Consider the following 24,870-nt stretch of genomic DNA (forward strand, 5'->3'; position numbering starts at 1 on the left):
GTTGGAGTGTTGTGAAGCGGGCCGCGAATTCAGGGGGCGAGCAGCGCGTTGATCTTGAGCAGGTCTTCGGGCGTCAGCGTGCCGTTGGCCTGGCGCAGCTTCAGGTCGCCGAGCAGCACATCGTAGCGCGCCTTGGCCAGGTCGCGTTTGGTCTGGAACAGCTGGCTTTGCGAATTGAGCACGTCGATGTTGATGCGCACGCCGACCTGGTAGCCCAGCCGGTTGGCGTCGAGCGCGCTCTGGCTGGACAGCTCGGCCGCTTCCAGCGCCTTGACCTGGCCCTGGCCGGACTGCACGCCGAAGTAGGCGGTGCGCGTGGCCTGGGCCACGGTGCGCCGCGCGCCTTCGAGGTCGCTCTTGGCCTTGTCGCGCAGCGACAGGGTTTCGCGCACGCGGTTTTGCGTGGCGAAGCCGGCGAACAGCGGCACGTTGAGCACCACGCCGACGGTGGTGGTGTTGGTGCGGAAAGCGAACGGCGGGATGGTGGTCGCCGTGCCCGAGGGATTGCGCGTGACGTTGTAGCTGGCCTGCGCGTCCAGCGTGGGCTTGTGGCCGGCCTCGGCTTTGTTCACTTCAAGCTCGGCGATCTCGACATTGCTCTGCGCCTGGCGGATGCTGGGATGCACCAGCTCGGATTGCTCGACCCAGGTGTTGACGTCGGCGGGCGTCACGACCGGCAGGCCGACGGGGGTGGCCAGGGGCTTGGGCTGGGTTTCGGTTTTGCCGACCAGGGTGTCGAGCGCGATTTTTTTGACGCGCAGGTCGTTMTCGGCGGCSAGYTCCTGGGCRATCACCAGGTCGTAGCGGGCCTGSGCTTCRCGSSTGTCGGTGATGGTGGAGGTGCCGACCTCGAAGTTGCGCTTGGCTGACGCCAGCTGTTCGGCCACCGCGGCTTTCTGGGCGCGCACAAAGGTCAGGGTGTCCTGCGCGGCCAGCACGTCAAAGTAGGCCTGGCTGGTGCGCACGATCAGGTCCTGGTCGGCGCCCTGCAACTGGGCCTGGGCCAGTTCCACCTGCCGGGAGGCCTGCTGGTAGGTGGCCCAGTTGGCCGGACGGTACAGCGGCTGGGACAGGTTGAGCGCGGCGTTTTGCGTGTTGAAGCTGCGGTCTATCACCGGAGCGGTGTTTTCAAACGAGGTGCGCGACGCGCCGGCCGAAATGCCCGCCGTCGGCAGGATGCCGGCCTTGGCCTGGTCGGCCCTGGCGAGGTTGGCGTCGTACTGCAGCTTGGCCGACTGGTAAGAGGCGTCGAAGGCGCGGGCCGACTCATACAGCTCGACGAGACTTTGGGCGTGCGCCAGGGGCGCCATGGCCAGCAGTGCCACGGCGGCCGCAATCGACAAGGGCAACATCGCCGGGCGGGCCGGCGGTTTCTTGGGCGTGGTCATAAGGGTCCTGAAGAAATGAGTGAATCGGCGAATGAAAAAAACGGCGGGGCTCAGTAAAGCGGCACGGAGCGGTCCACCTGCTGCGACCAGGCGTTGATGCCGCCCTGCAGGTTGACGACTTCGGTGAAGCCGCTTTGCATCAGATAGTTGGCCACCTGCAGGCTGCGCATGCCGTGGTGGCACAGGCAGGCAATCGGCTGGCCGGCGCCGGCTTCCTGAAGCTCGGCCAGGCGCTGCGGTATCTCGCGCATCGGGATGTGGACCAGCCTGAAGCCGTCTTCCTTGACCGAGGCCGTCTGCAGCTCCCAGGGCTCGCGCACGTCGAGCACCACGGGCAGGGCGGGCGCGCCGGCGCCGGCGTTGTCGCGCCAGGCGCTGAAATCGGCGGGATTGAGCTGGGGAATCATGAACGGTGCTTTCGGGCGTTGTTTCAGAAGCTGAAGACCGAGGGCTCGGGGAAGTTCAGCAGGCGCGGCGCGACGGTGTCCCAGGCCTGGGTGGTGCGCCAGGCGTCTTCGGCCACGCGCGTGACCAGGGTGGCGCGCATCATGGGCTCGAAACCGACGATGGCGCTCAGGCGGCCGCCGACCTTGAGCAGGGACAGCAGCGAGGCCGGCACCTCGGCGACGGAGCCGCTCAGCACGATCACGTCGAAGGGGCCGCGCAGCGGGTCGTTGCCGGCGACAGCCTGCGCCAGCTTGGCGGCGCCGTCGCCGGTGCGCACTTCGGCGTTGTAGAGGCCGGCGCGCTGCAGGTTGTCGCGCGCGGTTTGCGCCAGCACCGGGTCGATTTCAAGCGTGATCACCTGCTGGGCGCGGTGCGCCAGCAGGGCGGCCATGTAGCCGGAGCCGGCGCCGATCTCGAGCACTTTTTCGTGCTTCTGCACGGCCAGTTCCTGCAGGATGCGGGCTTCGACCTTGGGGGCTAGCATGCACTGGCTGGGGTTGGCCTGGGGCGGCAGCGGGATTTCCATGTCGACGAAGGCCAGGGCCTTGTGGGCCGCCGGCACGAAGTCTTCGCGCTTGACCACGGCGAGCAGGGAGAGGATCTGGTTGTCCAGCACTTCCCAGGGGCGGATCTGCTGTTCAATCATGTTGAATCGGGCTTGTTCGTAGTTCATGGCGGGCCTGTGGTTTGGCGAATTTTGGGGGGAAAGAGGGGAAGAACGGGTGTTCACGAGATAAACCTTTGATTTTAGCGGCCGGCCATGACAGGCACGGGAGGGGCGGGCGGTGTTTCAGAGGGGTCAGCGGCCCGGGTTTTGCGGCCGAACTTGCGCTTGAACCATTGGCCCAGATCGTCCAGGTAGCAGTAGGTCACGGGCACCACCACCAGCGTCAGCAGCGAGGAGGTGATCACGCCGCCGATGACGGCTTGGCCCATGGGGGCGCGCTGCTCCGAACCTTCGGTCAGGGCGAAGGCCAGCGGCACCATGCCGAAGATCATGGCCAGCGTGGTCATCAGGATGGGGCGCAGCCGCACTTTTGCGGCATGCAGCAGGGCTTCGCCGCGCTCCATGCCGGGCACGCGGTGGCCGTCAACGTCGAGCCGGTCGGCGCGCATGCGGATGGCAAAATCGACCAGCAGGATGGCGTTCTTGGTGACCAGGCCCATCAGCATCACCACGCCGATGATGGAGAACATCGACAGCGTGGAGCGGAACAGCAGCAGCGCCAGCACCACGCCGATCAGGGTCAGCGGCAGCGAGGTCATCAGCGCCATGGGCTGCAGAAAGCTCTTGAACTGGCTGGCCAGGATCATGTAGATGAACAGGATGGCCATCACCAGGGCGGACACCGCGTAGCCGAAGGATTCGGCCATGTTTTTGGTGGAACCGCTGAACTGGTAGCGGTAGCCGGGCGGGAAGCTGAAGTTGTCGAGCACGGCCTTGATGTCGCTGGAAACCTCGCCGGCCGAGCGGTTGTAGACATTGGCGTTGATGGAGACCTCGCGCGCCATGTCGCGCCGGTTGATCTGGTTGGGCCCGGTGCTCTCCTTCACGGTCGCCACCTGGTTGAGCCGTATGACGCGGGAGGAGCCGTCGGCATTGCTGCCCATGGCGCCGCTCATGAAGGGCAGGCGCTCCAGGTCTTGCGGGGCGGTGCGGGCGCCTGGCGCACGTTGACGTCGTAGGTCTGGTCGTCGGGCGCGCGCCAGTTGCCCACTGTCTGGCCGGCCACCAGGGTGCGCAGGGAGGCGGCGATCTGCGACACCGACAGGCCCAGGTCGGAGGCGGCGTCGCGCCTCACGTCGACCTCGATCACCGGCTTGTCGGCCTTGACGCTGGAGTCCAGGTCGACCAGGCCGGGGATGTTGCGGATCTTGTCGCTGATCGCGCGGGTGAGCCGTTCGAGTTCCTTGAGGTCGGTGCCCTGCAGGGAAAACTCCACCTGCTTGTTGCCGCCCACCGAGTCGAGCAGGCCGACGTGCGTTACCGTGATGCCGGGCACCTGCTTGAGCCGCTCGCGCAGCGCGCCCGACATCTCGTCGACGCTGCGCGAGCGCGCCTTGCGATCGATGAGGCGCACATAGAGGCTGGCGTACATCTTGCCCTGGGCATTGCCGGTGTTGAGGGTGGCCAGCGTGAACTTCACCTCCGGAAACTCGCGCACGATGGCCTCGACCTGGCGCGCCTTGGCCTCGGTGTTTTCCAGCGATGAGCCGACCGGCGTGTAGAAGTTCAGGGTAGTTTCCGAGAAGTCGGCCTTGGGCACGAACTCGGTGCCCAGCAGCGGCACCATGAAGATGCTGGTGACAAAGATCGCCACGGCCATCACCAGCGTCGCCAGCTTGTGGCCCAGCGACCAGCGCAGGATGCCCTGGTAGCTGCCGCTCAGGGATTCGGTGGCGCGGTCGAACCAGCCGGTGACGCGGCCTATGGTCTTGTCGTAGAAGGTGACGGGCACGCCGCGCCGGCCGTGGGACGCGATGGCCGGGTCGTGCCAGATGCTGGAGAGCATGGGGTCCAGCGTGAAGCTCACGAACATCGAGATCAGCACCGCCGCCACGATGGTCACGCCGAACTCGTGGAAGAACTTGCCGATGATGCCGCCCATGAAGCCGATGGGCAGGAACACGGCCACGATGGAGAAGGTGGTGGCCAGCACGGCCAGGCCGATYTCCTGSGTKCCGTCCATCGAGGCACGGTAGGGGTCCTTGCCCATCTGCACGTGGCGCACGATGTTCTCGCGCACCACGATAGCGTCGTCGATCAACAGGCCCACGCACAGCGACAGCGCCATCAGCGTGATCATGTTGATGGTGAAGCCGAACAGGTTCATGAACAAAAAGGTGCCGATGATGGAGATCGGCAGCGTCAGCCCGGTGATCACAGTGGAGCGCCAGGAGTTCAGGAACAGGAAGACGATGAGCACGGTGAGCAGCGCGCCTTCGATCAGCGTGCGGCGCACGTTCTCTACCGCCACGCGTATCGGGCGCGAGCCGTCGCCGATGAGTTCAAGCCGCGCGCCGGGCGGCAGTAGCGGTTGCAGCTCGGCCACGGCCTTGTTCAGGCCGTCGACCACGGCAATGGTGTTYTCGTCCTGSGMYTTYTGCACMKTSAGCAGCAGGGTGCGCTGGCCGTTGTAGAGCGCCATGCTGTCGAGTTCCTGCGCGCCGTCGGCGATGCGGGCTACCTGGTCGACGGTGACCGCCGCGGCCGTGCCGCCGGCCGCGCCCTTGCGCGCCACGATGATCTTGCCGAAGTCTTCGGGCCGCTTCATGCGGGCGTCTATCTTGACGACGCGCTCCTGCTGCAGCGAACGGATGGCGCCCACCGGCAGGTCCTGGTTCTCGTTGCGCACGGCGTTGACCACCTGGTCGGCGCTGATGCCCAGCGACTCCATGGCCTGCGGATTCAGGTAGACGTTGATTTCACGTTTGGTGCCGCCGACCAGCGTGACGGAGCCGGCGCCGCGCACGTTTTCCAGGCGCTTCTTGAGCACCTGGTCGGCCCAGTTGGTCAGCTCCACCGCATCCATGGCCTTGCCGCTGCCTGCCTGGGTCTGGGGCAGGACGGCCACAGACCAGATGGCGCGGCTGGCCGGGTCGAAGCGCAGCACGCGCGGCTCCTTGACCTCGTCGCGGAAGTTGGGCCTGATGGCCGCGATTTTTTCGCGCACGTCCTCGGCCGCGCGGCGCCCGTCGATATAGAGCTGGAACTCCATGATGACGACGGACTGGCCTTCATAGCTGCGCGAGGTCAGCGCATTGATGCCGGCGATCGAGTTGACGCCTTCCTCGATCTTTTTGGTGACTTCGCTCTCGATGATTTCGGGCGAGGCGCCGGGATATTCGGCGGTGATCACGACCACCGGGAAGTCGATGTTGGGGAACTGGTCGACCTGCATGCGCTGGTAGGAGAACAGGCCCAGCACCACGATGGCCAGCATGACCATGGTGGCGAACACGGGATTCTTGAGGCTGACCTGCGTGAACCACATGCGCGTGAAGCCTCAGGGCGCCGGCTTGGCGGGCGTGCTGGCGGGAGGCTGCGCGGAGCCGGCCGCGGACAGCTGCGTGAAGCGCACTTTGGTGCCTTCGCGCAGCGCGCCTATCTCGCCGCGAACGACGAGCGCGCCGTCTTCCAGGCCCTTCACCGCCACCACGGCATCGCCGCCGGCGGCGCCGCGTGTGCCCAGTTCGACGGGCTTGTGCACCACCACGCCGTTTTCAACGGCCTGCGCATAGGGCGCGGGCTTGTCGGTGCGCACGGCGCTGACGGGCAGCGACAGCAGCGAGGCGCGCGCCGTGCCCAGGGTGCCCTGGGCGAACAGGCCTTGGCGCAGCGGCGGGGCGCTGCCCTCGCCGGAGGCGCCGGGATTGTCTATGGTCAGGTAGGCCAGCACGCTGCGGCTGCCGGCCTGCGCGCTGGGGTTGATGCGCGCGACCACGGCCGTCACGGGCTGGCGGCTGCCTTCAACCTGCAATTGCGCGCTCTGGCCCACGCGCACGTCCATGGAATCGGTGGCGCTCAGCGTGGCCTCGAGTTCGAGCCGGCTCAGGTCCACGATCTCCACGATTTTGGTGTCAATGCCCACGCGCTCGCCGGGCTGCGCCAGGCGTTGCGAGACCTGGCCGGTGATCGGCGCCTTCAGCACCGTGTCGTCCAGCGATTTAGTGGCCACGTCGGTGGCGGCCAGCGCGGCCTTGTAGGTGGATTGCGCGGCGTTGAGGTTGGCCAGCGAAGTGTCCAGCGCGGTCTTGGAAATAAAACCCTGGTCGACCAGGGCCTTGTTGTTGTCGTACTGGCGCTGCACCACGTCGACCTGGGCCTTGGCGGACTCGGCCTGTTCGCGGGCCTGGCGCACGCGTGACTGGTATTCGGCGGCGTCGATGCGCGCGATCACCTGGCCGGCCTTGACCACGTCGCCCTCGCGCACGGCCAGCCCCTGCAGCTCGCCGGCGACCCTGGCCTTGATGACGGCGGAGTTGACGGCCTTGAGCGAGCCCGAGACGGGCAGGCCCTGCACGACTTCGCGCGCCTGGACCTTGACCACATCGGTGCCGGCGAGCTCCACCAGGCCCATGTCCCTGGCCGTGCTGCTGACGGCCAGCGCCTGCTGCTGGGCCTTGCGCGCGGCCMGCGCGCGCAGCACCCCACCCGCGATGAGCAGCACGATGAGCCCGGCGACCGCCCACTTGATCCAGCGCTTCATGCCGCGGCTTTCCTGTGGGCCCGGACGGCGATGCCGGCCGGTGCGGAGATGCCGTTCAGGATGGTTTCCACCTGGAAGGCGATGTATTTTTGGGGGTCCAGTTCCGTGTCGCTGCTCAAACACACGCCGGCGGAGTGCCTGGACAGGATCAGGAAGATCATGGGCGCGATCACCAGGTAGACGGCGTAGTCCAGGTCCATGGGACGGAACTCGCCGCGGTCCATGCCGCGCTGCAGGACGGCGCGAATCAAGGCCTGGCCGGGCATGATGACTTCCTGCTGGTAAAAGGCCGCGATGTCGGGGAAGTTCTTGGCTTCGCTCATCATCAGCTTGGTCAGGCCCGAGGCGCGTGTCAGGCCCACGCGCTCCCACCAGCTGTTCATGCAGTAGGCCAGCAATTCGGGCGTGGTGCCTTCAAAGGCGTCCAGCTCGGCGCGCCATTCGGTGAAGCGGCCCGAGATGTTTTCGCGCACCACGGCCTTGAACAGTTCTTCCTTGCTCTGGAAGTAGAGGAACAGCGTGCCCTTGGAGACGCCGGCGCGGGCGGCGACTTCCTCGGCGCGGGTCGCGGCAAAGCCTTTTTCGACAAAAAGGTCCAGCGCGGCCTCTAGCAGCTCGCCCGGGCGTGCTTCCTTGCGGCGCTCGCGTTTGGCGGCGACGGCCGTGGTGTCGCTGAAGAGTTTGGTAAGTGACATAGTTACTGACTGACTGGTTAGTAATATATCTGCTTACTTTCCGACCGTCAACCCAAACCGCCTAGGCTACACCGGGGTCGCTGGAGGACCTCGCCCTTCAAAGTAAACCCGCGGTAAAGCCGTTGCGGGTGCGACTTTGCGGCTACATGGGCCCCTGGGCACAGGCTCACGCAGGCCGGCGGCGCCCGGCTGCCACCTGACAGCCCCCGCAAGGCCTGCCTGGCGACAAAAAGAAAAAGCGCTTCTTAATAGAAGGCCTGCAGCCCGGTCTGTGCACGGCCCAGGATCAAGGCATGCACATCGTGCGTGCCTTCATAGGTGTTGACGGTTTCCAGGTTGATCATGTGGCGGATCACGTGGTATTCGTCATGGATGCCGTTGCCGCCGTGCATGTCGCGCGCCATGCGGGCGATGTCCAGTGACTTGCCGCAGCTGTTGCGCTTGATCAGCGAAATCATCTCCGGCACGGCCTTGTCCTCGTCCATCAGCCGGCCCACACGCAGGCAGGCCTGCAGGCCCAGCGTGATTTCGGTCTGCATGTCGGCGAGCTTTTTCTGGATCAGCTGGTTCTGCGCCAGCGGGCGGCCGAACTGCTGGCGGTCCAGGGTGTACTGGCGCGCGCGGAACCAGCAGTCTTCGGCCGCACCCAAAGCGCCCCAGGCGATGCCGTAGCGCGCCTTGTTGAGGCAGCCGAAAGGGCCCTTGAGGCCGCTGACGTTGGGCAGCAGGTTGGCTTCGGGCACAAACACGTCATCCATCACGATCTCGCCGGTGATGGAGGCGCGCAAGCTCATCTTGCCTTCGATCTTGGGGGCGCTGAGGCCCTTCATGCCTTTTTCGAGCACAAAGCCGCGGATGCTTTCCTGGCCGCCGACCTTGCCGTCGGGATCCTCCAGCTTGGCCCAGACGACGAAGACGTCGGCGATGGGGCTGTTGGTGATCCACATCTTGGCGCCCTTGAGGATGAAGCCGCCGTCGACGGGCTTGGCGCGCGTCAGCATGCTGGCCGGGTCGGAGCCGTGGTTGGGTTCGGTCAGGCCGAAGCAGCCCACCCATTCGCCGGTGGCCAGCTTGGGCAGGTATTTCTGCTTTTGCGCTTCGCTGCCGTAGGCATTGATGGGGTGCATGACCAGCGAGCTCTGCACACTGATGGCGCTGCGGTAGCCGCTGTCCACGCGCTCGACTTCGCGCGCCACCAGGCCGTAGCTCACGTAGTTGAGGCCGGCGCAGCCGTAGCCTTCAATCGTGGAGCCCAGGAAACCCATGGCGCCCGCCTCATTCATGATCTCGCGGTCGAACTTCTCGTGGCGCGCCGCCATCAGCACGCGCGGCTGCAGCTTTTCCTGGCAGAAGGCGTGGGCCGCGTCGGCGACGGCGCGTTCGTCCTCGCTGAGCTGGTCCATGAAGAAAAACGGGTCTTGCCAGTTGAAGGTGGTTTTCATGGTCTGTGTCTCCGGAAGAAGGGGAAGGGGGCTTGATTTGCAGTGTAGGGGCGCGGCCTGAGGTGCCAGCGGCCATGGGTGATTGTTTGACAAGCATAAATAGTTGTCTAATATCAATTATTGATCCAACGATATAAAAAAAATATTCATGGAATTCCGCCACCTCCGCTATTTCCTGGTCCTGGCCGAAGAGTTGCACTTCGGCCGCGCGGCCCGGCGCCTGTCCATTTCCCAGCCGCCGCTGTCGCTGAACATCCAGCAGCTGGAGGCCTCCATAGGCGCGAAGCTGTTCACGCGCAGCAGCAAGTCCGTGCAACTGACGGCCGCAGGCCAGGCCTTTGTGCCGGCGGCGCGCGCCCTGCTGGACCAGGCCGCGCAGGCGGCCGGCCATGCGCGCGACGTGGGCCAGGGCATGGCCGGCAGCCTGGCCATAGGTTTCTCGGGCACCATGCTGTACAGCGGCCTGCCCAGCATCCTGGAGCGCTTCCAGGCCGAACACCCGCTGCTGCGCCTGACGCTGAAGGAGCTCAGCTCCAGTGAACAACTCATAGAACTGGCGCACGACAGGCTGGACCTGGGTTTTGTGCACACCACGCGCGTGCCGCCCGAGTTGTCGCAAATCCTCGTGTCCAGCCAGGCTTTCATCTGCTGCCTGCCGGCTGGCCATGCGCTGGCGCGCAAACGCTCGCTGTCGCTTTCGGCCTTGCAGGGTGAGCCCTTTGCCGTGGTGTCGCGCGCGGTCTCGCCCGACTACCACGAGCGCATCCTGGCGATCTGCACCGAAGCCGGGTTTTACCCCGAGATGCGTTATGAACTGCGGCATTGGCTCAGCGTGGTCTCGCTGGTGTCGCAAGGCATGGGCGTGGCGCTGGTGCCTGCCGCGCTGCGGCAGTCGGCCATGGCCGGCGCGGCCTTTGTGCCGCTGGATGCGGCCACCACGCCTTACGACACGCATTGCCTGTGGAAGACCGCGCGTGGCGGCCATGCGGCGCTGTCGGCGTTTGTGCAGGCAGTGCGCGCGATGGCGCCGGCGGCAAAGGACTGAAGACCCCGCATCCGGCGTCCGGCGAAAGACCTTGGGAAAAGTATGTCCACCGCCGGGGATTCAAAGCTGCCACCATCGGACAGTTCATAGTCTTCAGTCTTCAGGAGAACGGCATCAACCCGTATATCTGGTGTGTGGTGGGTGCTCTCCTCGGCGGTGCCGCCTGCCTGTTCGCAGGCACCCGCGAAAAAATCCTCGTTCTCGAAAACCTCGGTGTCGGCGTGTTTGGCGCCTACATAGGCGGCGACTTTGTGGCCGCCATCCTCAGCCGTGGCAAGACCAACGACACGGTGTTCAGCATGGGTTCACTCGGTCTGGCTGTTGGTGGTGCTCTCGTCGCACTGGCCCTGCTGCGGCTGATGCAACGCGCCGTCGGCCCCATGCAGCGCAGCAAGGCCGCGCGCCGCCGCGATTGAGCCCCTGCCCGGCAAGGGCAAGCGGGGCGGCCAGGGCAGCTGCGCGGCCCGCAGCGTAAGATTTCCGCTCATTTCACGACCAACGTTTTTCAGCGGAGATTGCCATGTCCTCATTCCTTCAAACCATCACCCTGGGCGGCGGCTGCTTCTGGTGCACCGAGGCGGTGTACGTCAAGGTGCGCGGCGTGACCGACGTTGAGTCCGGCTACAGCAATGGCCAGGCCGCGCGGCCCAGCTATGAAGAAGTCTGCACCGGCCGCACCGGCAGCAACGAGGTGGTCAAGCTGGCTTACGACCCGGCAGAAATCTCGCTCAAGGAAATCCTCGAGATCTTTTTCGTGATCCACGACCCCACCAGCCTGAACCGCCAGGGCAATGACGCCGGCACGCAGTACCGCAGCGGAATCTATTACTCGACGCCTGAGCAAAAAGCGGTGATTGACGATTTCATCCGCGAAGTCAGCCAGGACAAAACCTTCGGCAAGCCCATCGTCACCGAAGTGCTGCCGCTTGAAAATTACTGGCCGGCCGAGGCCTATCACCAGGACTACTTCGAGAACAACCCCAACCAGGGTTATTGCGCCTTTGTGGTCGGCCCCAAGGTCGAGAAATTCCGCAAGACCTTTGCCTCGCGCGTGAAGGACTGAGCCTGGCCCTCAGGCGCCCAGGTGCGTAGCCAGCTGGTCAAAGGTGCCGCCATAACCCTGGGCCATGGACGGCTGCAGGTCCTCGAAATACCGGCGTTCGGCCGCGCTCTCGCCGAAAGGCCGGGCGCGCAATGACACGATGGTGCTGCCATCGCGCTCCGTGAAGCTCACCGAGTTTTCGATTTCGAGCGGGCAGTCCTCGCTGAAGGGCGCGCGCGCCATGCCGCAGTTTTCATTCGAGAACGAGTTGAGCCAGACCAGGCGTTCCTGCGGGACGACCTCGCGGTAGTTGAAGCGCCCCCACATCGTGGGTGCATTCGGGAACTTCATGGCGTAGTGGAAAAAGCCGCCCGGCCTGAACTCAAAACGAAAGACCTCAATGGCGCAGCCCTTGGGGCCCCACCAGTGGCCGATCTGGGCGGCTTCGCTCCAGGCTTGCCAGACGCGTTCGCGCGGCGCCTTGAACACACGGTCTATCAGGAAGGCCGGGCTGCCGGCCTTGGTGTCGTCATTTGGAGGCATTTTTCTTTCCTTTCGATGGATGGGATGGATGGGGTGCGCTGGCTGGTGGTGGGGCTGCCGATTGCAGAAACGCATCCAGCCGTTCGAAACTGTCTTCCCAGACATGGCGGTACAGCGCCATCCAGCTCGCGACTTCCTGCAGCGGTGCGGCTTCCAGGCGGCAAGGCCGGGTCTGGGCCGCGCGCCCGCGTGAAATCAGGCCCGCGCGCTCCAGCACCTTCAGGTGTTTGGAGATCGAAGGCTGGCTCATGTCAAAGGGGGCGGCCAGTTCATTGACCGTGGCCTCGCCCGCGGCAAGCCGCGCGAGGATGGCGCGGCGGGTCGGGTCGGCGAGCGCGGCGAAGGCCCTGTTCAGGGTGTCGGCGGATGGTTTCATGTGCCTGTCTAGTTATATAGCTGTTTGGCTATATTAAGGCGAGGATATGGCGCTGTCAACCCGGCGCTCAGGGCGCCGGTCCGGTGCTTACGCTCGCCGCTGCGCGAAGTAAAACCACTCCTGGCCGACTTCACCGCGCGGGTTGGGAAATACCACAAAGCCGTCGGCCGGCGCGGTGATGGCCTCGCCGCCGTGCCGCGTGCCTATGGCCTCGCCGGCCTTGACCGCGTCAAAGCTGCGCCATTCGCGGGTGAAGCTGTCGCCCGCATGTTCGCGGTCTATCACGTCGATCAGGCGCAGGATTTCGCGCTCCATGGGGACCGGCGCGGCAGGCTGCGCCACCAGGCCCAGCAAACCCAGCGTCTGCAAGATCGCATAACGCGCCACCTGCACCGCCTGCGGGTCTTCATGCTGGCCGCACTCGAGGGTCACGCCGTAGCCGCCGCGCGAACGCATGTACTCCGTCGTGCCCACGCCGTAGTTCGGGTCCGTCACCAGGCTTTGCGCGCGCGTGCCGCCACCCGCTTCAGCCACCGCCGTGCGCCGCTTCACGCCGCGTGCATAGGTCTCCAGCCAGCCTTCGACGATGCGGTGCGGGCCGGTGTGCAGCGCCAACTGCATTTCCTCGGGCGCGTGCGAAAAAGGCTCCAGCGCGCCGTGGTTGTTTTGCGGGCCGATCATGACGAAGGGCGCACCGCCCGTGTGGAAGGAATGCAGATCCAGCAGCACGTCGTGCGCGTCGAGCAGCGGGCACAGCACGTTGGCGATGCGGTCCTCAAAATCCTGCGGGATTGCGCTGGGCGCCATGTTGCGATTCAGGTTGCGCTCGCCCATGCGCTGCTTGAGTTTGTAGGCCAGCGGGTTGGTCACCGGCACAAAGGTCACGGTCCCGCGTTCGATGGCCAGCGCACCGCCGTCGATTTCTTCGAGCAGCTGCGTGATGGCCCGCGTGCCGCAGGTCTCGTTGCCGTGCACGGCGCCGGTGACCAGCAGGCGCGGGCCGGGGGCCAGGCCGTGGTAGGTGTGGGCGCGCAGGTGGGTGGGGTGTTTGGGGGACATGGGGTATTACCGGGAAATGAGTATGAGGAGGGCGGATCTTCCGGCCTGGTGCCGGGCTATTCCGCGTTCATGTGACGTTATAGCGCAGCGCCGGGTTGCTGCCGCTGATCGACGGTATACATTAGCCTCAATCGTGGTCAAGCCCACGATGCGGCACAACAAATCCAGCGAAAGCTGTCCTACCAAAATCCCGTATGCACGCAGCCTGCAAAACCCTTTTCCTGGCGCTGCTCACCAGCCTGGTGCTTTTTGCCATTGCCTTCGGCACACCCGTGTTGAGCATGTTCACTTCGGCGAAAGTGCTGGAATGGGTGGGCTGTGCATCAGCTGGTTTTGACACCCCGGCCATACGCTGCGGCTACGGCGGTGGTGGCGCCATTAGCGAGCGCTTCGGTCCGCTCAGCTACTGGTTCACCACCCTGCTGGCGCCTTATTTCCTGGTCAAGCACTTCTGGGATGTGATGCTGGCCTGGCTGGCGCTGATCCTGCTGTTTGGCGGGCTGGCCACGGTCAGCGGCAACAGCAAGACTGCGCCGAAACGGCCTGCCTGGCCGGACACGCGCCCTGAAACCTGAACCCGTGTTTCGCCTGCCTGACAACTGAAACAACTCGTGGCTTTTGGGCCGCGGCGTGGGCTTGATGCCTATGATGGATGCGTCGCTTGTGAAGACGGAGGCATCATGGACGCTGACCTTGAAAGCTTGTCACGTGAACAGCTCATCGCTGAAGTGAAGAGGCTGCGGCAGGGCATTCGCGAACATCGCGACAGCACCGGGCACGAGCTGTGCTGGCACCATCCCGCGCTGTGGTCGCTGCTGCCGGAAAAGACAGATCCGCTTCCGGTGGTGCCCGACTGGCCGCAATTTTTGCAGGGTTGTCTGCGCTATCGCCAGTCGCTCGACGAGCAACTGCCGCAGGCCCCCCGGAGCGACAAGCCGTACCGCAACTGAAGGCTAAAGTCCGGCAGCCGAATTGGTTGCCGGTCCTGGATCGCATTACCCTGCCCCATCACTGCTGTTTCATCCCCGACACAAGCTGCGTCACGTTGTGCCGCATCAGCTTGAGGTAGCTGTCGGCCGGGCCGCCGGCTTTTGACAGGGCATCGACATACAGTGCGGGGCCAGGCGTTACACCGGCGTCCTTGCTCAGTTGGGCGAGCAGCTTGGGGTTGCTCATGTTTTCAAAAAAAACGGCCCTGATTTTTTCGCGCTGTATCTGCCGGATCAGTTGGGCGACTTCTTTTGCGCTGGGTTCCGCTTCGGTGGAGATTCCTTGCGGCGCCAGAAAGCTGACCTGGTAGTGCGCACCGAAATAACCGAAGGCGTCGTGTGAGGTGATGACCTTGCGTTTGGCGGCGGGGACGGCGCTGAGCTGTTGTTGGGCCCAGGTGTCCAGCGCCTGCAATTCCTTCACGTAGGCTTCGCTGTTGTCCTTGTAGGCAAGCGCGCCTGCGGGGTCGAGCCGGGCGAGGGCTGCGGCGATGTTGCGCACGTAGATCACGACGTTGGCCGGATCTTGCCAGGCGTGCGGATCGGTTTCTTTCTGGCCTTTCTCACCGGGCATGGTGCGCGCTTTCACGCCTTGCGAAGCGACCACCGCCTGGCCCTTGTAGCCGGCGGACTTGACGAGCTTTTGTGCCCAGGGCTCAAAGCCCAGGCCGTTGCTGACCAGCAGTTTGCTTTGCAGCAGGTTTTTGGCGTCCGTGGGTTTGGGTTCGAACACGTGCGCGTCTTCATCAGGACCGACCAGCGTGATGACAGTAACGCGGTCACCGCCGACCACACGGACGAGGTCGCCGAGGATGCTGAAGCTGGCCACCACGGGGATCTTGTCGGCGGCCATGCCGGCAGTGGCGGCGGCCAGCAGCGCGGCTCCGGCCAGGGGTGCCAGCAGTTTGCGCACCAGGTGTTGGATGGATGTCATGGAAGGGCTCCGGGTTGGTAAAAAGGAAAAAGTGGCTCAGGCAACACGGTGCGTGCGCGTGAACAGGCCCGGCAGCCAGCCGCCGGGCGCCAGCAACAGAGAGGCAAGGTAGAGCGCCCCGGCGCAGCCGATGATGGTCGGGCCCGAAGGTGTATCAAAGTGGTAGGACAGCAGCAGCCCGGCGTAGCCGGCCGCCATGGCCTGCGCGCCGGCGTTGGCGAGCTGCGCGGGCAGGGTGTCATGCCACAGGCGTGCCGACACCGCGGGCAGCATCATCAGGCCGACGGCCATCAGCGTGCCCAGCGTCTGGAAGCCGGCCACGAGGTTGATGACGACCAGCATCAAAAAGCCCTGCTGCCAAACCCATTTGAAAGAGGCGCTGCGGCCCGTTGCATTGAGGAACACCGGGTCAAAACTCTCAAGCACCAAGCCGCGGTAGGCTGCCGCCAGCGCGACCAGGCTGATGCTGGCCACGCCGGCCACCAGCAGCAGGCCCGGCGTGTCAACCCCCAGCGCGCTGCCGAACAGGATGTGCAGCAGGTCAAGCTGCGTGCCGTGGCCGGATATGAGCGTCACGCCCAGCGCCAGTGCCACCAGGTAAACCGCGGCCAGGCTGGCGTCTTCTTTCAGCGTGGTGGCGCGGCTGATGAAGCCGGCCAGCGCGGCCACCAGCATGCCGGCCAGCGCACCGCCCGCGGCCATGGCCGTGAGCGACAGGCCGCACAGCATGAACCCGATGGCGACACCCGGCAATATGGCGTGGCTGAGCGCGTCGCCCAGCAGGCTCATGCGCCGCAAGGTCAGGAAAACGCCCAGCGGCGCGGCGCTGAGCGACAGCGCCATCGTGGCCACCAGCGCGCGGCGCATGAAAGCAAATTCGGCGAACGGCGCAAACAGAACGGCCCAGGCACCGTGAAAAGCGTGCTGTGCGGCTTCCATCACGCAGCAGCCTTATGCCGCACAGGCGCGTGCAGGGTGGTTGGGGCGGCTGCTGCCTTGTCGTCGATGCGGCAGGCTTCGGCGTTTTCGTCCCATGCCTCGGCCATCGCACGGGCGCGCGCCAGGTTGCTTTCGGTCATCACCTGTGCAGTGGAGCCCCAGGCGATGGCTTCGCGCGCCAGCAGCAGTGTCTGCGGAAAATGTTCGCGCACCTGGGCGTCGTCATGCAGCACGGCAATCACGGTGCGCCCCTGGGCATGCCACTGGCGAATCAAGGCCAGCAAGGCCGCGGTGGTCTTGCTGTCTATCGCGTTAAAGGGTTCGTCCAGCAGGATCAGGCGGGCGTCCTGCACCAGCAGGCGGGCAAACAGCACGCGCTGGAACTGCCCGCTGGAAAGCGAGCCGATGGGCCGTGTTTCAAAACCTTCCAGGCCGACGGCATGCAAGGCCGCGCCGACGGCGGCCCACTGCGGTTGACCCACACCGCCCCATGCGCCCCGCGAAGGCCAGCAGCCGAGCAGCACGGCGTCGCACACATCCATCGGGAAGCCGCGCTCCAGCTCAGCCAATTGCGGCAGGTAGGCCATGCGCGCACGCGGCGCCGCCGTGGTGACCTGGCCACCCGAGCGGGGCAGCAAACCCATGATGCTTTTGCACAGGGTGCTTTTGCCGGCGCCGTTGGGGCCGACCACCGCAGTCAGCGAACCTGCCGCGAAGTGACCGCTGACGTGGTGCAGCGCTGGATGCTGCCGGTAGCTGACGGTGAGCTTGTCCAGCGTGACCATGGCGCTCACCATGGCACTATTTCCGCCGAAGCCCAGGCGACTGCCAGCCACAGCAGCGCCACGGCCGGCAATATCGCAAGCACCCGGCGCCATGCAGGCCAGGCGAGGATGCTGCGGCGGCGTGGACCTTGTCGGGAAAAAGGAGGAAGTGAAGCTGGCAAGGGAAATCGTCTTTACAACAAGCGGGCTGGGAAGTCATCAAAAGCCACTCGGTTGCGGTAATAATGCAACTGAATTGCTGTATAGTTTAATGCAACATTGTTGCGTTATTCGTGCGCATGGTGAAAATACACCGCGCTCCCCCTTTCCCTTTGTCCAACTCTTTTCGAACGGCTTCATTCCATGGCATCCGTCCAAGCTGTCAGGCGTTCCAGAACCGACCCCGGCATCACCGCTGACGCAGACCCGATTGATGCGCTGTTGTCGGCCCACGGCCTGCGCCGCACCAGCGCTGCGCGCCTGGTGCTGGGCTGGCTGCTAGCCCATCCGGACACCAGTTACACGCACACGCAGCTCCAGGCTGCGCTGGGCGGCGGCGACGATGCGGGCGAAGGCGTGACGCTGGACCGCGTGACCTTGTACCGGCTGATCGACCGGCTCACGCAGGTGGGCTTGCTGCTGTGCCGCGTGGACGCCAACCGCGTGCGCCGCTACCAGGCCATGCCGAGCAGCGTGCACGCCATTCCCCACTTTGAATGCCAGAGCTGCCACCGCGACAGCCCCTTGTCGGGCGCGTTGTCGGGGAAGCGTTCGGGAGCACTCAAGGCCAGCGCGGAAGACCTGGAGCGCGCCGCGCAAACCGCGCTGGAAGCATTGAAGGCGCTGGGCTACCAGGGCATGAGCATGGACTTTGCCGTGCGGGGCGTGTGCGCCGACTGCGCCACCGGCACGGCCTCTGCATGATCACTACCCGGGAACTGGCTTACCGTTATGCCAGCGGCCCCGAGCTCAGGTTCGGGGATGTGGAGATCGCGCAGGGCGGTGTGCTGTTGCTGCGCGGTGCGTCGGGCTCGGGCAAGTCGACCTGGCTGGCACTGGCGGCGGGTTTGCTGGTGCCCGGGGGGGGCGACATCACGGTGGCGGGGCAGTCCATGAAGTTGCTGGGCAAGGTCGCCGGCGATGCCTGGCGTGCCGCCACTGTCGGCTTTCTGCCGCAGAAATTGCATTTGAGCGCGGCGCTCACGGTGCATGGCAACCTGGCCATGGCGCAGTGGGCCGCGGGCCGGCCGGCCGATGAAAGCCGCATCAGCGAGGCGCTGGCCGCGCTCGACGTGCAGGCACTGGCGCAACGCAAGCCGGCGCAGCTTTCGGGCGGGCAGGCGCAGCGCGTGGCGCTGGCGCGCGCGGTGCTGCTCAAGCCGCGGGTGATCCTGGCGGACGAGCCCACGGCCAGTCTGGACGACGAGGCCGCGGTGGCTTCGCTGGATTTGCTGCAGACCACGGCACGGCAACAGGGCGCGACGCTGGTGATCGCCACGCACGATGCGCGCGTGGCGGAATTTTTCAGGGACGAAAAAGGCCTCCAGGCCTTGCAGTTGGGGCGGCGGCAGTCATGAAGACGATTGTTTTCGCCTGGCGCTACCTGTGGTCGCGTCCGCTGGCCGCGGCGCTCAACCTGCTGCTGCTCACGCTGGGGCTGGCGTCCATCACATTTTTGCTGCTGGTCGGCCACCAGATCAACCAGGCCTTTGACCGCGACCTGGCCGGCATCGACGTGGTGGTGGGCGCCAAGGGCAGCCCCATGCAGCTGATCCTTTCGGGCGTGTTCCACCTCGACGTGCCGACCGGCAATGTGCCGCTGGCCGCGGTGAAAGAGCTTGAAAAGCATCCGCAGGTCGCGAAGATCATTCCCATCAGCCTGGGCGACAGCTTTCGCGGCTTTCGCATCGTGGGCACCACGCCCGACTACATCAGCCACTACGAGGCGCAGCTGGCCCAGGGCAGGCTGTGGGCCAAACCCATGCAGGCGGTGATAGGCGCGCAGGTCGCGCGGCAGACAGGCCTCAAAGTGGGCGACAGCTTCACCGGCACGCACGGCCTGGGCGGCGGCGGTGAAGAGCACAAGCTGAGTCCCTATGTCGTCTCGGGCGTGCTGGCGCCCAGCCGCACGGTGCTGGACCGCCTGGTGCTGACGGCCACCGAATCAGTCTGGCAGGTGCATGAGACCGATACCGCGCTGGACGACGACGACCGCAAGGTGCTGGAAGAAGACCGCGAAATCACGCTGGCGCTGATCCAGTACAAAACGCCGCTGGCCGCGGTGACCTTCCCGCGCTACATCAACAGCAGCACCGAGATGCAGGCCGCCGCGCCGGCGCTGGAAATCACGCGCCTGCTCAGCATGGTGGGCGTGGGCACCGACGTGCTGCGCGCGCTGGCCGGCGTGCTGCTGCTCACGGCCGGCCTGAGCGTGTTCATTGCGCTATGGGGCGCGGTGCGCGAGCGCCGSGCCGACYTGGCGCTGCTGCGCATGCTGGGCGCGCCGCCGCGCAAGGTGGCCGGCCTGCTGCTATGCGAGGCGCTGTGGCTGGCGCTGCTCGCCACCGTGCTGGGTGTGCTGGCGGGGCAGGGCCTGACGGCGCTGCTGGGGTGGGCGCTGCAGCTCGAAAAATCCGTGTTGGTCGGCGCGATGTCGTGGCCGGTCGAACTGGTAAGCGTGCCGGTATTGGCCCTGGGGGTGGCGCTGGCGTCCGCGCTGCTGCCCGCCTGGGAGGCCTACCGGGTCAGTGTGTTTGAACTTCTCCAATCAAGGTAACTTTATGCCAAGCCTTCGTTTCAGCCAGCAATTCCTCAAGTTCTCGCCCGTCCTGGGCGGCGTGGCCGCGCTGGCCCTGAGCGCCACTTTTTCGCTGGCCCATGCGCAGCACAGCGACAAGGAAACCAAGGAAGACATCCAGCGCCACCGCGCCATGGCCGCTGCCCATGAAAACGCGGCCAAATGCCTGGAATCGGGTAAAAAGGACGAGGTCTGCGAAAAAGAACTGCAGGCCGCTTGCAAAGGGCTGGCCGTCGGCAAATACTGCGGCATGAAGCACGTTCACTGAGCCTGGCGCATCATCCAGGCCTGAACCGTCGCCACACCCCCAGGAGTCCCGCATGCATCACATCCTTCGCCATTGCCTGAGCCGTGCCGCTGCGCTGGCCTGCGGCCTGTCCATCACCGCGGCGGGCCTGCAGGCGCAGACCCTGTCTTCGCCGCTGGCGGGCGGCGCCAAGCCGGCCGCTGCTGCGGCGCCGGGTTTTGACCTGCCGGTGGGCCAGGGTGCGGGCGTGCATGGCGCCAACAGCCCGTTCCCGCCGCTGGCGGCACGCACCGACGTGGTGCCCTGGTCAGTGCTGACGGCGGTGAAAACCAAAAACGAGAAGAACCGCATCCTGCCGGTCTTCACTCTGGACCAGATGGCGCTGAACCAGAAGACGCAGCGCATCCAGGGTTTCATGATGCCGCTGGACCCAGGCGAAAAACAAAAGCATTTCCTGCTGTCGTCGGTGCCGCTGACCTGCGCGTTCTGCCTGCCCGGCGGACCGGAGAGCATGGTCGAGGTCAAGACCAAGACGCCGGTGAAATACAGCATGGAGCCAGTGGTGGTGGAGGGCCGTTTCCTGGTCCTCAATGACGACTCCTATGGCCTCTATTACCGGATCACGGATGCCACCAGCGTCAAATAAGCGCCGCTCACAAAACCCTCCTGGCGTTGTTGCGCCGCCTTGCCGTACTGGTGTACTGTCTGCGGCGACGCGCCTAGCCAGGACCGCTTCGCTGGGTTTTGTGAACGGCTTCAAGTCAGGACTCCTTCGTCCATGAAAGCCTTGTCGCGCGTTCCAGCGCGGATCTTGCCCTGGCTGCTGGCCGCCGCGCTTCTGCTTGCGCAACTGCTGGGGCTGATGCACGGCGTGGTGCATGGCCCGCAGGCGCACGTCCATTCGCAATCACATGTGCATCACGACGGCCATCGGCATCAGCAGGAACACTCCGCGCTTGCGCATGCCGAAGAAGAAGGTGAGGGCGGCTGGCTGGCCTCGCTGTTTTCCTCGCATGACGGCGACTCGGACTGCCGCCTGTTCGACCAGGCCAGCCATGGCCAGGCGGCGCCTGCGTTCCCCCTGCTGAGCTTGCCTCTGGTGCTTTCCAGCGTGGCTTTTGACATCTCCCGCGGCGAAGCACTCGCCCGCTGGGCGGCGCTGTTCGACGCGCGCGGCCCGCCTTCCACTCGCTGAATTCCCCTCTGCTTGTTTAGCGCCGGCCGCCAGGCCAGGCGCAGCTTTGCTCTTTTTGTTTTTCCCGATTCAGCGAGTCATCATGAAACCACCTTTTATCAGCCACGCGCTCTGCGTCGCGGCAACGCTCTCTTGCGGCCTGGCGACTGCCCAGACCGCCTCGCCGGCGCCCGCGTCCAGCTTGAAAGAAATCACCGTCACCGGCAACCCGCTCGGCTCCACCGATTTGATCGTGCCCGCGGCGCAGTACTCGGGTGCCGGGCTGCTGTTGCGCGCTAAAACCACGCTGGGTGAAACCCTGGACGGCGTGCCCGGCGTGAGCAGCACCTACTTCGGCCCCAACGCCAGCCGCCCCATCATTCGCGGGCTGGACGGCGACCGCATCCGCATCCTGGGCAATGGCGGCGCGACGCTGGACGCCTCCAGCCTGAGCTACGACCACGCCGTGACGGCCGATCCCATCAGCATCGAGCGCGTCGAGGTGCTGCGCGGCCCCGGTGCCTTGCTCTACGGCGGCAGCGCCGTGGGCGGGGTGGTCAACGTCATCGACAACCGCATCCCGCGCGAGGCGCTGTTCGATGAAAAGGGGGGCGTGGGCGGCAAGGTCGACCTGGGCCTGGCCAGCGGCAACCGCGAAAAAAGCAGCGGCGTGCTGCTCGAAGGCGGCAACAACCGTTATGCCCTGCATGTGGACGTGTTCAACCGCGAAACCGGCGACGTGAAGGTGCCGACGGACCTGGCCTGCGGCAAGGGTGGCATCAATACCATCATGAATCGCATCTGCAACTCGGACAGCAAGGTGCGCGGCGGCGCGGCCGGCGGTTCGGTGTTTTTTGACCACGGCTACCTGGGCGCGTCGGTCAGCACCTACCGCAGTAACTACGGCACGGTGGCCGAGGACGACGTGACGATTGACATGAAGTCGAATCGTGTGGCGCTGGAAGGCGAGGTACGCGACCTGGGCGGCTTCATCCGCAGCGTGAAGGGCCAGCTGAGCCACACCGACTACCAGCACACCGAGTTTGAAGGCCCGAATCCCGGCACCGTGTTCAAGAACAAGGGCAGCGATCTGCGGCTGGAGGCGCGGCATGCGCGCATCGGAAACCTGGAGGGCCTGGTCGGCTTCCAGGCCGAGAACAACCGTTTCTCGGCCGACGGCGCGGAGGCTTTCGCACCCTACAGCAAGACTTCGCAGAACGCCATGTTCGCTTATGAAGAGTACGCCACGGGCTGGGGCAAACTCAGTTTTGGCGGGCGGCTGGAGTCGGTCAAGGTGGAGTCGCTGGGCAACCCGCTGGTGGCGCGCTTCGCGCCTTTGACGCGCGACTTCACGCCGCACAGCTACGCGTTGGGCGCTTTATGGAATGCGGCACCGGGCTGGCAGCTCACCAGCAACCTGGCTTACACCGAACGCGCGCCCAAGGATTACGAACTCTTCGCCCAGGGCCCCCATGTGGCGACCAAGGCCTGGGAAACCGGCGACCCGACACTGGGCAAGGAAAAATCGACCAGCCTGGACCTGGGCGCCAGCTGGAAGTCGGGCGCCAACAGCTTCAGCGCCAACGCCTATGTGCACCGCTTCAAGAACTACATCGGGCTGCTGGCCACAGGCAACCAATACGGCCAGGAAGACGGTGTGCTGAACCCGGCCGACCTGGATGGCGATGGTGTGGACGACAGCAACCCGGACAACAGCCTGCTGCCGGAGTTTGCCTACACCGGCGTGCGCGCGCGATTCGTGGGCCTGGAAGCGAGCGGCAACATACGCCTGGTGGAAGGCGCGTCCAGCCTGGACCTGGCGCTGCGCGGGGATGTCGTGCGCGCCACCAACCTCAGCAATGGCCAGCCGCTGCCGCGCATCGCGCCGGCACGCCTGGGCGCCAGCCTGATCTGGGCCAGCGGGCCCTGGGGCAGCAGCATAGGCTTTGACCATTCGATGGCGCAGAACCGCGTGGCCGCCGGCCAGCGCGCCACTTCGGCCTACACGCTGTGGAACCTGGCGGCTACTTACCGCATGAAGGCCGGCGCCAGCAACGTCCTCTGGTACGCCAGGGTGGACAACCTGACCAACCAGCTGGCCTACAGCGCGGCCTCGGTGCTGACGACCACGGCATTCCCCAAGGCGCCGCTGCCGGGGCGCAGCCTGAAAGTGGGCATGCAGCTGGCCTTCTAGGCAGCCACCGGGAGCGGGGAGGCCAGGGATGGCGAGCTAAGATTACGCCAATGAACCAGCTTGTCTTTGAGTCCCTGTTCCCGGTTGTGCTGTTGATCGCCGTGGGTTTTTTCGCCGGCCGGGCTCAGTGGATCAGGGCGAATGCCATCAAGGACCTTTCGAACCTGATCTTTCTGCTGCTCACGCCGGCCCTGCTGTTTCGCACCATGAGCCGGGTGCGCGTCGAGCAGCTCGATTTCAAGCCGGTGCTCGCCTACTTCCTGGCGGTCATCGTGCTTTTCGGCGGCACCCTGCTGGTGCAGGGCTTCAACCGCCGCGCCGCCGTGCTGGCGCTGGCCAATACTTTTTCGAACACCGTCATGATCGGCATCGCGCTGATCGGCCTGATGTACGGGCCCCAGGGACTGGTGACGCTGTTCACGCTGGTCTCGGTGCATTCGCTGGTGCTGCTGACCAGCGCCACCGTGGTGCTGGAACTCGCGGTGGCGCATGAACAAAAACAGGGCACCACCGATGAAGTGACGAGCGCGCCGCGGCACCCGGTGGCCACCGTGATGATGGCCGTGAAAAACGCGCTGCTGCACCCGGTGCCGCTGCCCATCATCGCCGGCCTGCTGTTCGCGCAGACCGGTTTAACGATCCCCGCCGTCGTCGACAAACCGCTGGAACTGCTGGCCACCGCCTTCGGCCCGCTGGCACTGGTGCTGGTCGGCGTGACGCTGGCCAACACGCGTGTGGGCGAGCACTGGCGCCAGGCGCTGGCCCTGGCCGGGGTGAAAAATTTGCTGCACCCGCTGCTGGTGTTCGGCCTGTGCCGGCTGCTGGGCGTGAGCGGCGTGCCCATGGCGGTGATGGTGGTGGCTTCGGCCCTGCCGATCGGTGCCAATGTGTTTTTGTTTTCCCAGCGCTACAAGGTCGCCGAAGAGCTGATCACCGCCAGCGTGGTGGTCTCCACCGCGCTCGCCCTGGTCACGCTGACCGTTGTGTTGATACTGGTCGGCCATTTCGGCTGACGCTTACACCGGAGTCTTTCTGATGCAATTCCTCCAGTCACTGCCGGTGTCGGCGCAGACCATAGGCCTGCTGCTGCTGTCCAACGTGTTCATGACCTTCGCCTGGTACGGCCACCTGAAAAACCTGGCGACCTCGCCCTGGTACATCGCCGCGCTGATCAGCTGGGGCATCGCCCTGTTTGAATACCTGCTGCAAGTCCCCGGCAACCGCATAGGCTTCACCCAGTTCAGCGTCGGCCAGCTCAAGATCATGCAGGAGGTCATCACCCTCAGCGTGTTCGTGCCCTTCGCGGTGTTCTACCTGAACGAGCCGCTCAAGCTCGATTACTTGTGGGCGGCGTTGTGCATGGTGGGCGCGGTGTACTTTATCTTTCGCAGCGCCTGAAATCGGTTTGGTATTCGGCTGTTTGGTATTCCGTCCCTACCCCTTGTGGATGCGCCGAGGAGCGCAGGTTCAGGCGGATCAGGGATCGCGTTGTTTGAGCCGAAGGCGAGTTTAGCGAGACCCCGCCTGGACCGAGCACCGCAGGTTGCCCGTAGCGAAGCGTAGGGACGCAGCAACCAGGGTCGCC

General features: G+C 65.3%; 26 protein-coding genes and 1 pseudogene. 14 read left to right on the forward strand and 13 right to left on the reverse strand.

Going from position 1 to position 24,870, the window contains the following annotated elements; translation table 11 throughout:
- Window positions 1-29: 29 nt before the first annotated feature.
- The 7 genes and pseudogenes from AC1D1Y_RS05620 to AC1D1Y_RS05650 form a co-directional block, all read right to left on the reverse strand.
- Window positions 30-1,388, reverse strand: coding sequence for a TolC family outer membrane protein (locus AC1D1Y_RS05620; protein WP_477681483.1), 1,359 nt, complete (start codon window positions 1,386-1,388; stop codon window positions 30-32).
- Between the two features lie 50 nt (window positions 1,389-1,438).
- Window positions 1,439-1,795: a rhodanese-like domain-containing protein gene (locus tag AC1D1Y_RS05625; protein ID WP_477653465.1), complete on the reverse strand. Its 357-nt coding sequence runs from the start codon at window positions 1,793-1,795 to the stop codon at window positions 1,439-1,441.
- Between the two features lie 23 nt (window positions 1,796-1,818).
- On the reverse strand, window positions 1,819-2,508 hold the full coding sequence (locus AC1D1Y_RS05630; RefSeq protein WP_477653466.1) for a protein-L-isoaspartate O-methyltransferase family protein: 690 nt from the start codon (window positions 2,506-2,508) through the stop codon (window positions 1,819-1,821).
- A 74-nt stretch (window positions 2,509-2,582) separates the two neighbouring features.
- Window positions 2,583-5,830 (reverse strand): annotated as a pseudogene (locus AC1D1Y_RS05635) (efflux RND transporter permease subunit).
- A gap of 12 nt (window positions 5,831-5,842) precedes the next feature.
- Window positions 5,843-7,045, reverse strand: a complete 1,203-nt coding sequence (locus AC1D1Y_RS05640; RefSeq protein ID WP_477681484.1) for an efflux RND transporter periplasmic adaptor subunit — start codon at window positions 7,043-7,045, stop codon at window positions 5,843-5,845.
- Complete coding sequence (locus AC1D1Y_RS05645; RefSeq protein WP_477677369.1) at window positions 7,042-7,740, reverse strand: TetR/AcrR family transcriptional regulator; 699 nt, start codon at window positions 7,738-7,740, stop codon at window positions 7,042-7,044. Before AC1D1Y_RS05645 ends, AC1D1Y_RS05640 begins: the two co-directional genes overlap by 4 nt.
- Before the next feature lie 245 nt (window positions 7,741-7,985).
- Complete coding sequence (locus AC1D1Y_RS05650) at window positions 7,986-9,182, reverse strand: acyl-CoA dehydrogenase (protein WP_477681485.1); 1,197 nt, start codon at window positions 9,180-9,182, stop codon at window positions 7,986-7,988.
- 148 nt (window positions 9,183-9,330) lie between these two features.
- On the opposite strand from AC1D1Y_RS05650, the gene AC1D1Y_RS05655 reads away from it, so the two are divergent.
- The 3 genes from AC1D1Y_RS05655 (at window position 9,331) to msrA (ending at window position 11,290) form a co-directional block, all read left to right on the forward strand.
- The gene (locus AC1D1Y_RS05655) at window positions 9,331-10,227 is read left to right on the forward strand and encodes a LysR family transcriptional regulator (RefSeq protein ID WP_477681486.1); all 897 of its coding nucleotides are present in this window, start codon (window positions 9,331-9,333) and stop codon (window positions 10,225-10,227) included.
- 137 nt (window positions 10,228-10,364) lie between these two features.
- A complete protein-coding gene (locus tag AC1D1Y_RS05660) occupies window positions 10,365-10,643 on the forward strand; it encodes a hypothetical protein (RefSeq protein ID WP_477681487.1) in 279 nt (92 codons plus the stop codon).
- A 104-nt stretch (window positions 10,644-10,747) separates the two neighbouring features.
- Window positions 10,748-11,290, forward strand: coding sequence for a peptide-methionine (S)-S-oxide reductase MsrA (gene msrA / locus AC1D1Y_RS05665; protein ID WP_477681488.1), 543 nt, complete (start codon window positions 10,748-10,750; stop codon window positions 11,288-11,290).
- Between the two features lie 9 nt (window positions 11,291-11,299).
- On the opposite strand, the gene AC1D1Y_RS05670 is transcribed toward msrA, so the two are convergent.
- The 3 genes from AC1D1Y_RS05670 to AC1D1Y_RS05680 all read right to left on the reverse strand — a co-directional run bounded on the left by AC1D1Y_RS05670 (window position 11,300) and on the right by AC1D1Y_RS05680 (window position 13,247).
- On the reverse strand, window positions 11,300-11,812 hold the full coding sequence (locus tag AC1D1Y_RS05670) for an SRPBCC family protein (RefSeq protein WP_477681489.1): 513 nt from the start codon (window positions 11,810-11,812) through the stop codon (window positions 11,300-11,302).
- On the reverse strand, window positions 11,799-12,188 hold the full coding sequence (locus tag AC1D1Y_RS05675) for an ArsR/SmtB family transcription factor (RefSeq protein WP_477681490.1): 390 nt from the start codon (window positions 12,186-12,188) through the stop codon (window positions 11,799-11,801). The genes AC1D1Y_RS05670 and AC1D1Y_RS05675 overlap by 14 nt, the downstream gene beginning before the upstream one ends.
- An 87-nt stretch (window positions 12,189-12,275) precedes the next feature.
- Window positions 12,276-13,247 carry a M14 family metallopeptidase gene (locus tag AC1D1Y_RS05680; protein WP_477681491.1) on the reverse strand — a complete coding sequence of 324 codons (972 nt, stop codon included), beginning with the start codon at window positions 13,245-13,247 and terminating at the stop codon, window positions 12,276-12,278.
- Window positions 13,248-13,441: 194 nt separating this feature from the next.
- Between AC1D1Y_RS05680 and AC1D1Y_RS05685 the strand changes: the two genes are divergently transcribed.
- Both AC1D1Y_RS05685 and AC1D1Y_RS05690 read left to right on the forward strand, forming a co-directional pair.
- On the forward strand, window positions 13,442-13,822 hold the full coding sequence (locus AC1D1Y_RS05685) for a hypothetical protein (RefSeq protein ID WP_477681492.1): 381 nt from the start codon (window positions 13,442-13,444) through the stop codon (window positions 13,820-13,822).
- A gap of 105 nt (window positions 13,823-13,927) precedes the next feature.
- Window positions 13,928-14,197, forward strand: a complete 270-nt coding sequence (locus AC1D1Y_RS05690; protein WP_477681493.1) for a hypothetical protein — start codon at window positions 13,928-13,930, stop codon at window positions 14,195-14,197.
- Between the two features lie 58 nt (window positions 14,198-14,255).
- On the opposite strand, the gene AC1D1Y_RS05695 is transcribed toward AC1D1Y_RS05690, so the two are convergent.
- From AC1D1Y_RS05695 to AC1D1Y_RS05705, 3 genes are read right to left on the reverse strand one after another with little or no spacing between them, the layout of a single operon-like run.
- Window positions 14,256-15,170: a metal ABC transporter substrate-binding protein gene (locus AC1D1Y_RS05695; RefSeq protein WP_477681494.1), complete on the reverse strand. Its 915-nt coding sequence runs from the start codon at window positions 15,168-15,170 to the stop codon at window positions 14,256-14,258.
- 36 nt (window positions 15,171-15,206) lie between these two features.
- The gene (locus AC1D1Y_RS05700) at window positions 15,207-16,109 is read right to left on the reverse strand and encodes a metal ABC transporter permease (RefSeq protein ID WP_477681495.1); all 903 of its coding nucleotides are present in this window, start codon (window positions 16,107-16,109) and stop codon (window positions 15,207-15,209) included.
- Window positions 16,109-16,903: a metal ABC transporter ATP-binding protein gene (locus AC1D1Y_RS05705; RefSeq protein WP_477681510.1), complete on the reverse strand. Its 795-nt coding sequence runs from the start codon at window positions 16,901-16,903 to the stop codon at window positions 16,109-16,111. Before AC1D1Y_RS05705 ends, AC1D1Y_RS05700 begins: the two co-directional genes overlap by 1 nt.
- A 333-nt stretch (window positions 16,904-17,236) precedes the next feature.
- On the opposite strand from AC1D1Y_RS05705, the gene AC1D1Y_RS05710 reads away from it, so the two are divergent.
- The 9 genes from AC1D1Y_RS05710 (at window position 17,237) to AC1D1Y_RS05750 (ending at window position 24,683) form a co-directional block, all read left to right on the forward strand.
- Window positions 17,237-17,797 (forward strand): Fur family transcriptional regulator, encoded by a 561-nt coding sequence (locus AC1D1Y_RS05710; protein ID WP_477681496.1) that lies wholly within the window; start codon window positions 17,237-17,239, stop codon window positions 17,795-17,797.
- On the forward strand, window positions 17,794-18,450 hold the full coding sequence (locus AC1D1Y_RS05715; protein WP_477681497.1) for an ABC transporter ATP-binding protein: 657 nt from the start codon (window positions 17,794-17,796) through the stop codon (window positions 18,448-18,450). The genes AC1D1Y_RS05710 and AC1D1Y_RS05715 overlap by 4 nt, the downstream gene beginning before the upstream one ends.
- Window positions 18,447-19,649, forward strand: coding sequence for an ABC transporter permease (locus AC1D1Y_RS05720; RefSeq protein WP_477681498.1), 1,203 nt, complete (start codon window positions 18,447-18,449; stop codon window positions 19,647-19,649). Before AC1D1Y_RS05715 ends, AC1D1Y_RS05720 begins: the two co-directional genes overlap by 4 nt.
- Before the next feature lie 4 nt (window positions 19,650-19,653).
- Entirely contained in the window at window positions 19,654-19,938 is a 285-nt protein-coding gene (locus AC1D1Y_RS05725) for a hypothetical protein (protein WP_477681499.1), read from the forward strand.
- 52 nt (window positions 19,939-19,990) lie between these two features.
- Window positions 19,991-20,563: a DUF3299 domain-containing protein gene (locus tag AC1D1Y_RS05730; protein WP_477681500.1), complete on the forward strand. Its 573-nt coding sequence runs from the start codon at window positions 19,991-19,993 to the stop codon at window positions 20,561-20,563.
- A 132-nt stretch (window positions 20,564-20,695) separates the two neighbouring features.
- Window positions 20,696-21,112: a hypothetical protein gene (locus AC1D1Y_RS05735; RefSeq protein WP_477681501.1), complete on the forward strand. Its 417-nt coding sequence runs from the start codon at window positions 20,696-20,698 to the stop codon at window positions 21,110-21,112.
- 82 nt (window positions 21,113-21,194) lie between these two features.
- Window positions 21,195-23,285 carry a TonB-dependent receptor gene (locus AC1D1Y_RS05740; RefSeq protein WP_477681502.1) on the forward strand — a complete coding sequence of 697 codons (2,091 nt, stop codon included), beginning with the start codon at window positions 21,195-21,197 and terminating at the stop codon, window positions 23,283-23,285.
- Between the two features lie 50 nt (window positions 23,286-23,335).
- Window positions 23,336-24,298 (forward strand): AEC family transporter, encoded by a 963-nt coding sequence (locus AC1D1Y_RS05745; protein WP_477681503.1) that lies wholly within the window; start codon window positions 23,336-23,338, stop codon window positions 24,296-24,298.
- A gap of 22 nt (window positions 24,299-24,320) precedes the next feature.
- Window positions 24,321-24,683 (forward strand): DMT family protein, encoded by a 363-nt coding sequence (locus AC1D1Y_RS05750; RefSeq protein WP_457279960.1) that lies wholly within the window; start codon window positions 24,321-24,323, stop codon window positions 24,681-24,683.
- Window positions 24,684-24,870: the final 187 nt, after the last annotated feature.

This window comes from Polaromonas sp. P1_G1 (assembly GCF_056405595.1).

What these genes read in the sequence shown, in the direction of transcription:
- AC1D1Y_RS05645 (WP_477677369.1), bottom strand. Translation starts at nt 7,740, where the DNA reads ATGTCACTTACCAAACTCTTCAGCGACACCACGGCCGTCGCCGCCAAA.
- AC1D1Y_RS05680 (WP_477681491.1), bottom strand. Translation starts at nt 13,247, where the DNA reads ATGTCCCCCAAACACCCCACCCACCTGCGCGCCCACACCTACCACGGC.
- AC1D1Y_RS05695 (WP_477681494.1), bottom strand. Translation starts at nt 15,170, where the DNA reads ATGACATCCATCCAACACCTGGTGCGCAAACTGCTGGCACCCCTGGCC.
- AC1D1Y_RS05715 (WP_477681497.1), top strand. Translation starts at nt 17,794, where the DNA reads ATGATCACTACCCGGGAACTGGCTTACCGTTATGCCAGCGGCCCCGAG.
- AC1D1Y_RS05675 (WP_477681490.1), bottom strand. Translation starts at nt 12,188, where the DNA reads ATGAAACCATCCGCCGACACCCTGAACAGGGCCTTCGCCGCGCTCGCC.
- AC1D1Y_RS05735 (WP_477681501.1), top strand. Translation starts at nt 20,696, where the DNA reads ATGAAAGCCTTGTCGCGCGTTCCAGCGCGGATCTTGCCCTGGCTGCTG.
- AC1D1Y_RS05690 (WP_477681493.1), top strand. Translation starts at nt 13,928, where the DNA reads ATGGACGCTGACCTTGAAAGCTTGTCACGTGAACAGCTCATCGCTGAA.
- AC1D1Y_RS05745 (WP_477681503.1), top strand. Translation starts at nt 23,336, where the DNA reads ATGAACCAGCTTGTCTTTGAGTCCCTGTTCCCGGTTGTGCTGTTGATC.
- AC1D1Y_RS05750 (WP_457279960.1), top strand. Translation starts at nt 24,321, where the DNA reads ATGCAATTCCTCCAGTCACTGCCGGTGTCGGCGCAGACCATAGGCCTG.
- AC1D1Y_RS05730 (WP_477681500.1), top strand. Translation starts at nt 19,991, where the DNA reads ATGCATCACATCCTTCGCCATTGCCTGAGCCGTGCCGCTGCGCTGGCC.
- msrA (WP_477681488.1), top strand. Translation starts at nt 10,748, where the DNA reads ATGTCCTCATTCCTTCAAACCATCACCCTGGGCGGCGGCTGCTTCTGG.
- AC1D1Y_RS05685 (WP_477681492.1), top strand. Translation starts at nt 13,442, where the DNA reads ATGCACGCAGCCTGCAAAACCCTTTTCCTGGCGCTGCTCACCAGCCTG.
- AC1D1Y_RS05625 (WP_477653465.1), bottom strand. Translation starts at nt 1,795, where the DNA reads ATGATTCCCCAGCTCAATCCCGCCGATTTCAGCGCCTGGCGCGACAAC.
- AC1D1Y_RS05630 (WP_477653466.1), bottom strand. Translation starts at nt 2,508, where the DNA reads ATGAACTACGAACAAGCCCGATTCAACATGATTGAACAGCAGATCCGC.
- AC1D1Y_RS05740 (WP_477681502.1), top strand. Translation starts at nt 21,195, where the DNA reads ATGAAACCACCTTTTATCAGCCACGCGCTCTGCGTCGCGGCAACGCTC.
- AC1D1Y_RS05655 (WP_477681486.1), top strand. Translation starts at nt 9,331, where the DNA reads ATGGAATTCCGCCACCTCCGCTATTTCCTGGTCCTGGCCGAAGAGTTG.
- AC1D1Y_RS05700 (WP_477681495.1), bottom strand. Translation starts at nt 16,109, where the DNA reads ATGGAAGCCGCACAGCACGCTTTTCACGGTGCCTGGGCCGTTCTGTTT.
- AC1D1Y_RS05725 (WP_477681499.1), top strand. Translation starts at nt 19,654, where the DNA reads ATGCCAAGCCTTCGTTTCAGCCAGCAATTCCTCAAGTTCTCGCCCGTC.
- AC1D1Y_RS05670 (WP_477681489.1), bottom strand. Translation starts at nt 11,812, where the DNA reads ATGCCTCCAAATGACGACACCAAGGCCGGCAGCCCGGCCTTCCTGATA.
- AC1D1Y_RS05650 (WP_477681485.1), bottom strand. Translation starts at nt 9,182, where the DNA reads ATGAAAACCACCTTCAACTGGCAAGACCCGTTTTTCTTCATGGACCAG.
- AC1D1Y_RS05710 (WP_477681496.1), top strand. Translation starts at nt 17,237, where the DNA reads ATGGCATCCGTCCAAGCTGTCAGGCGTTCCAGAACCGACCCCGGCATC.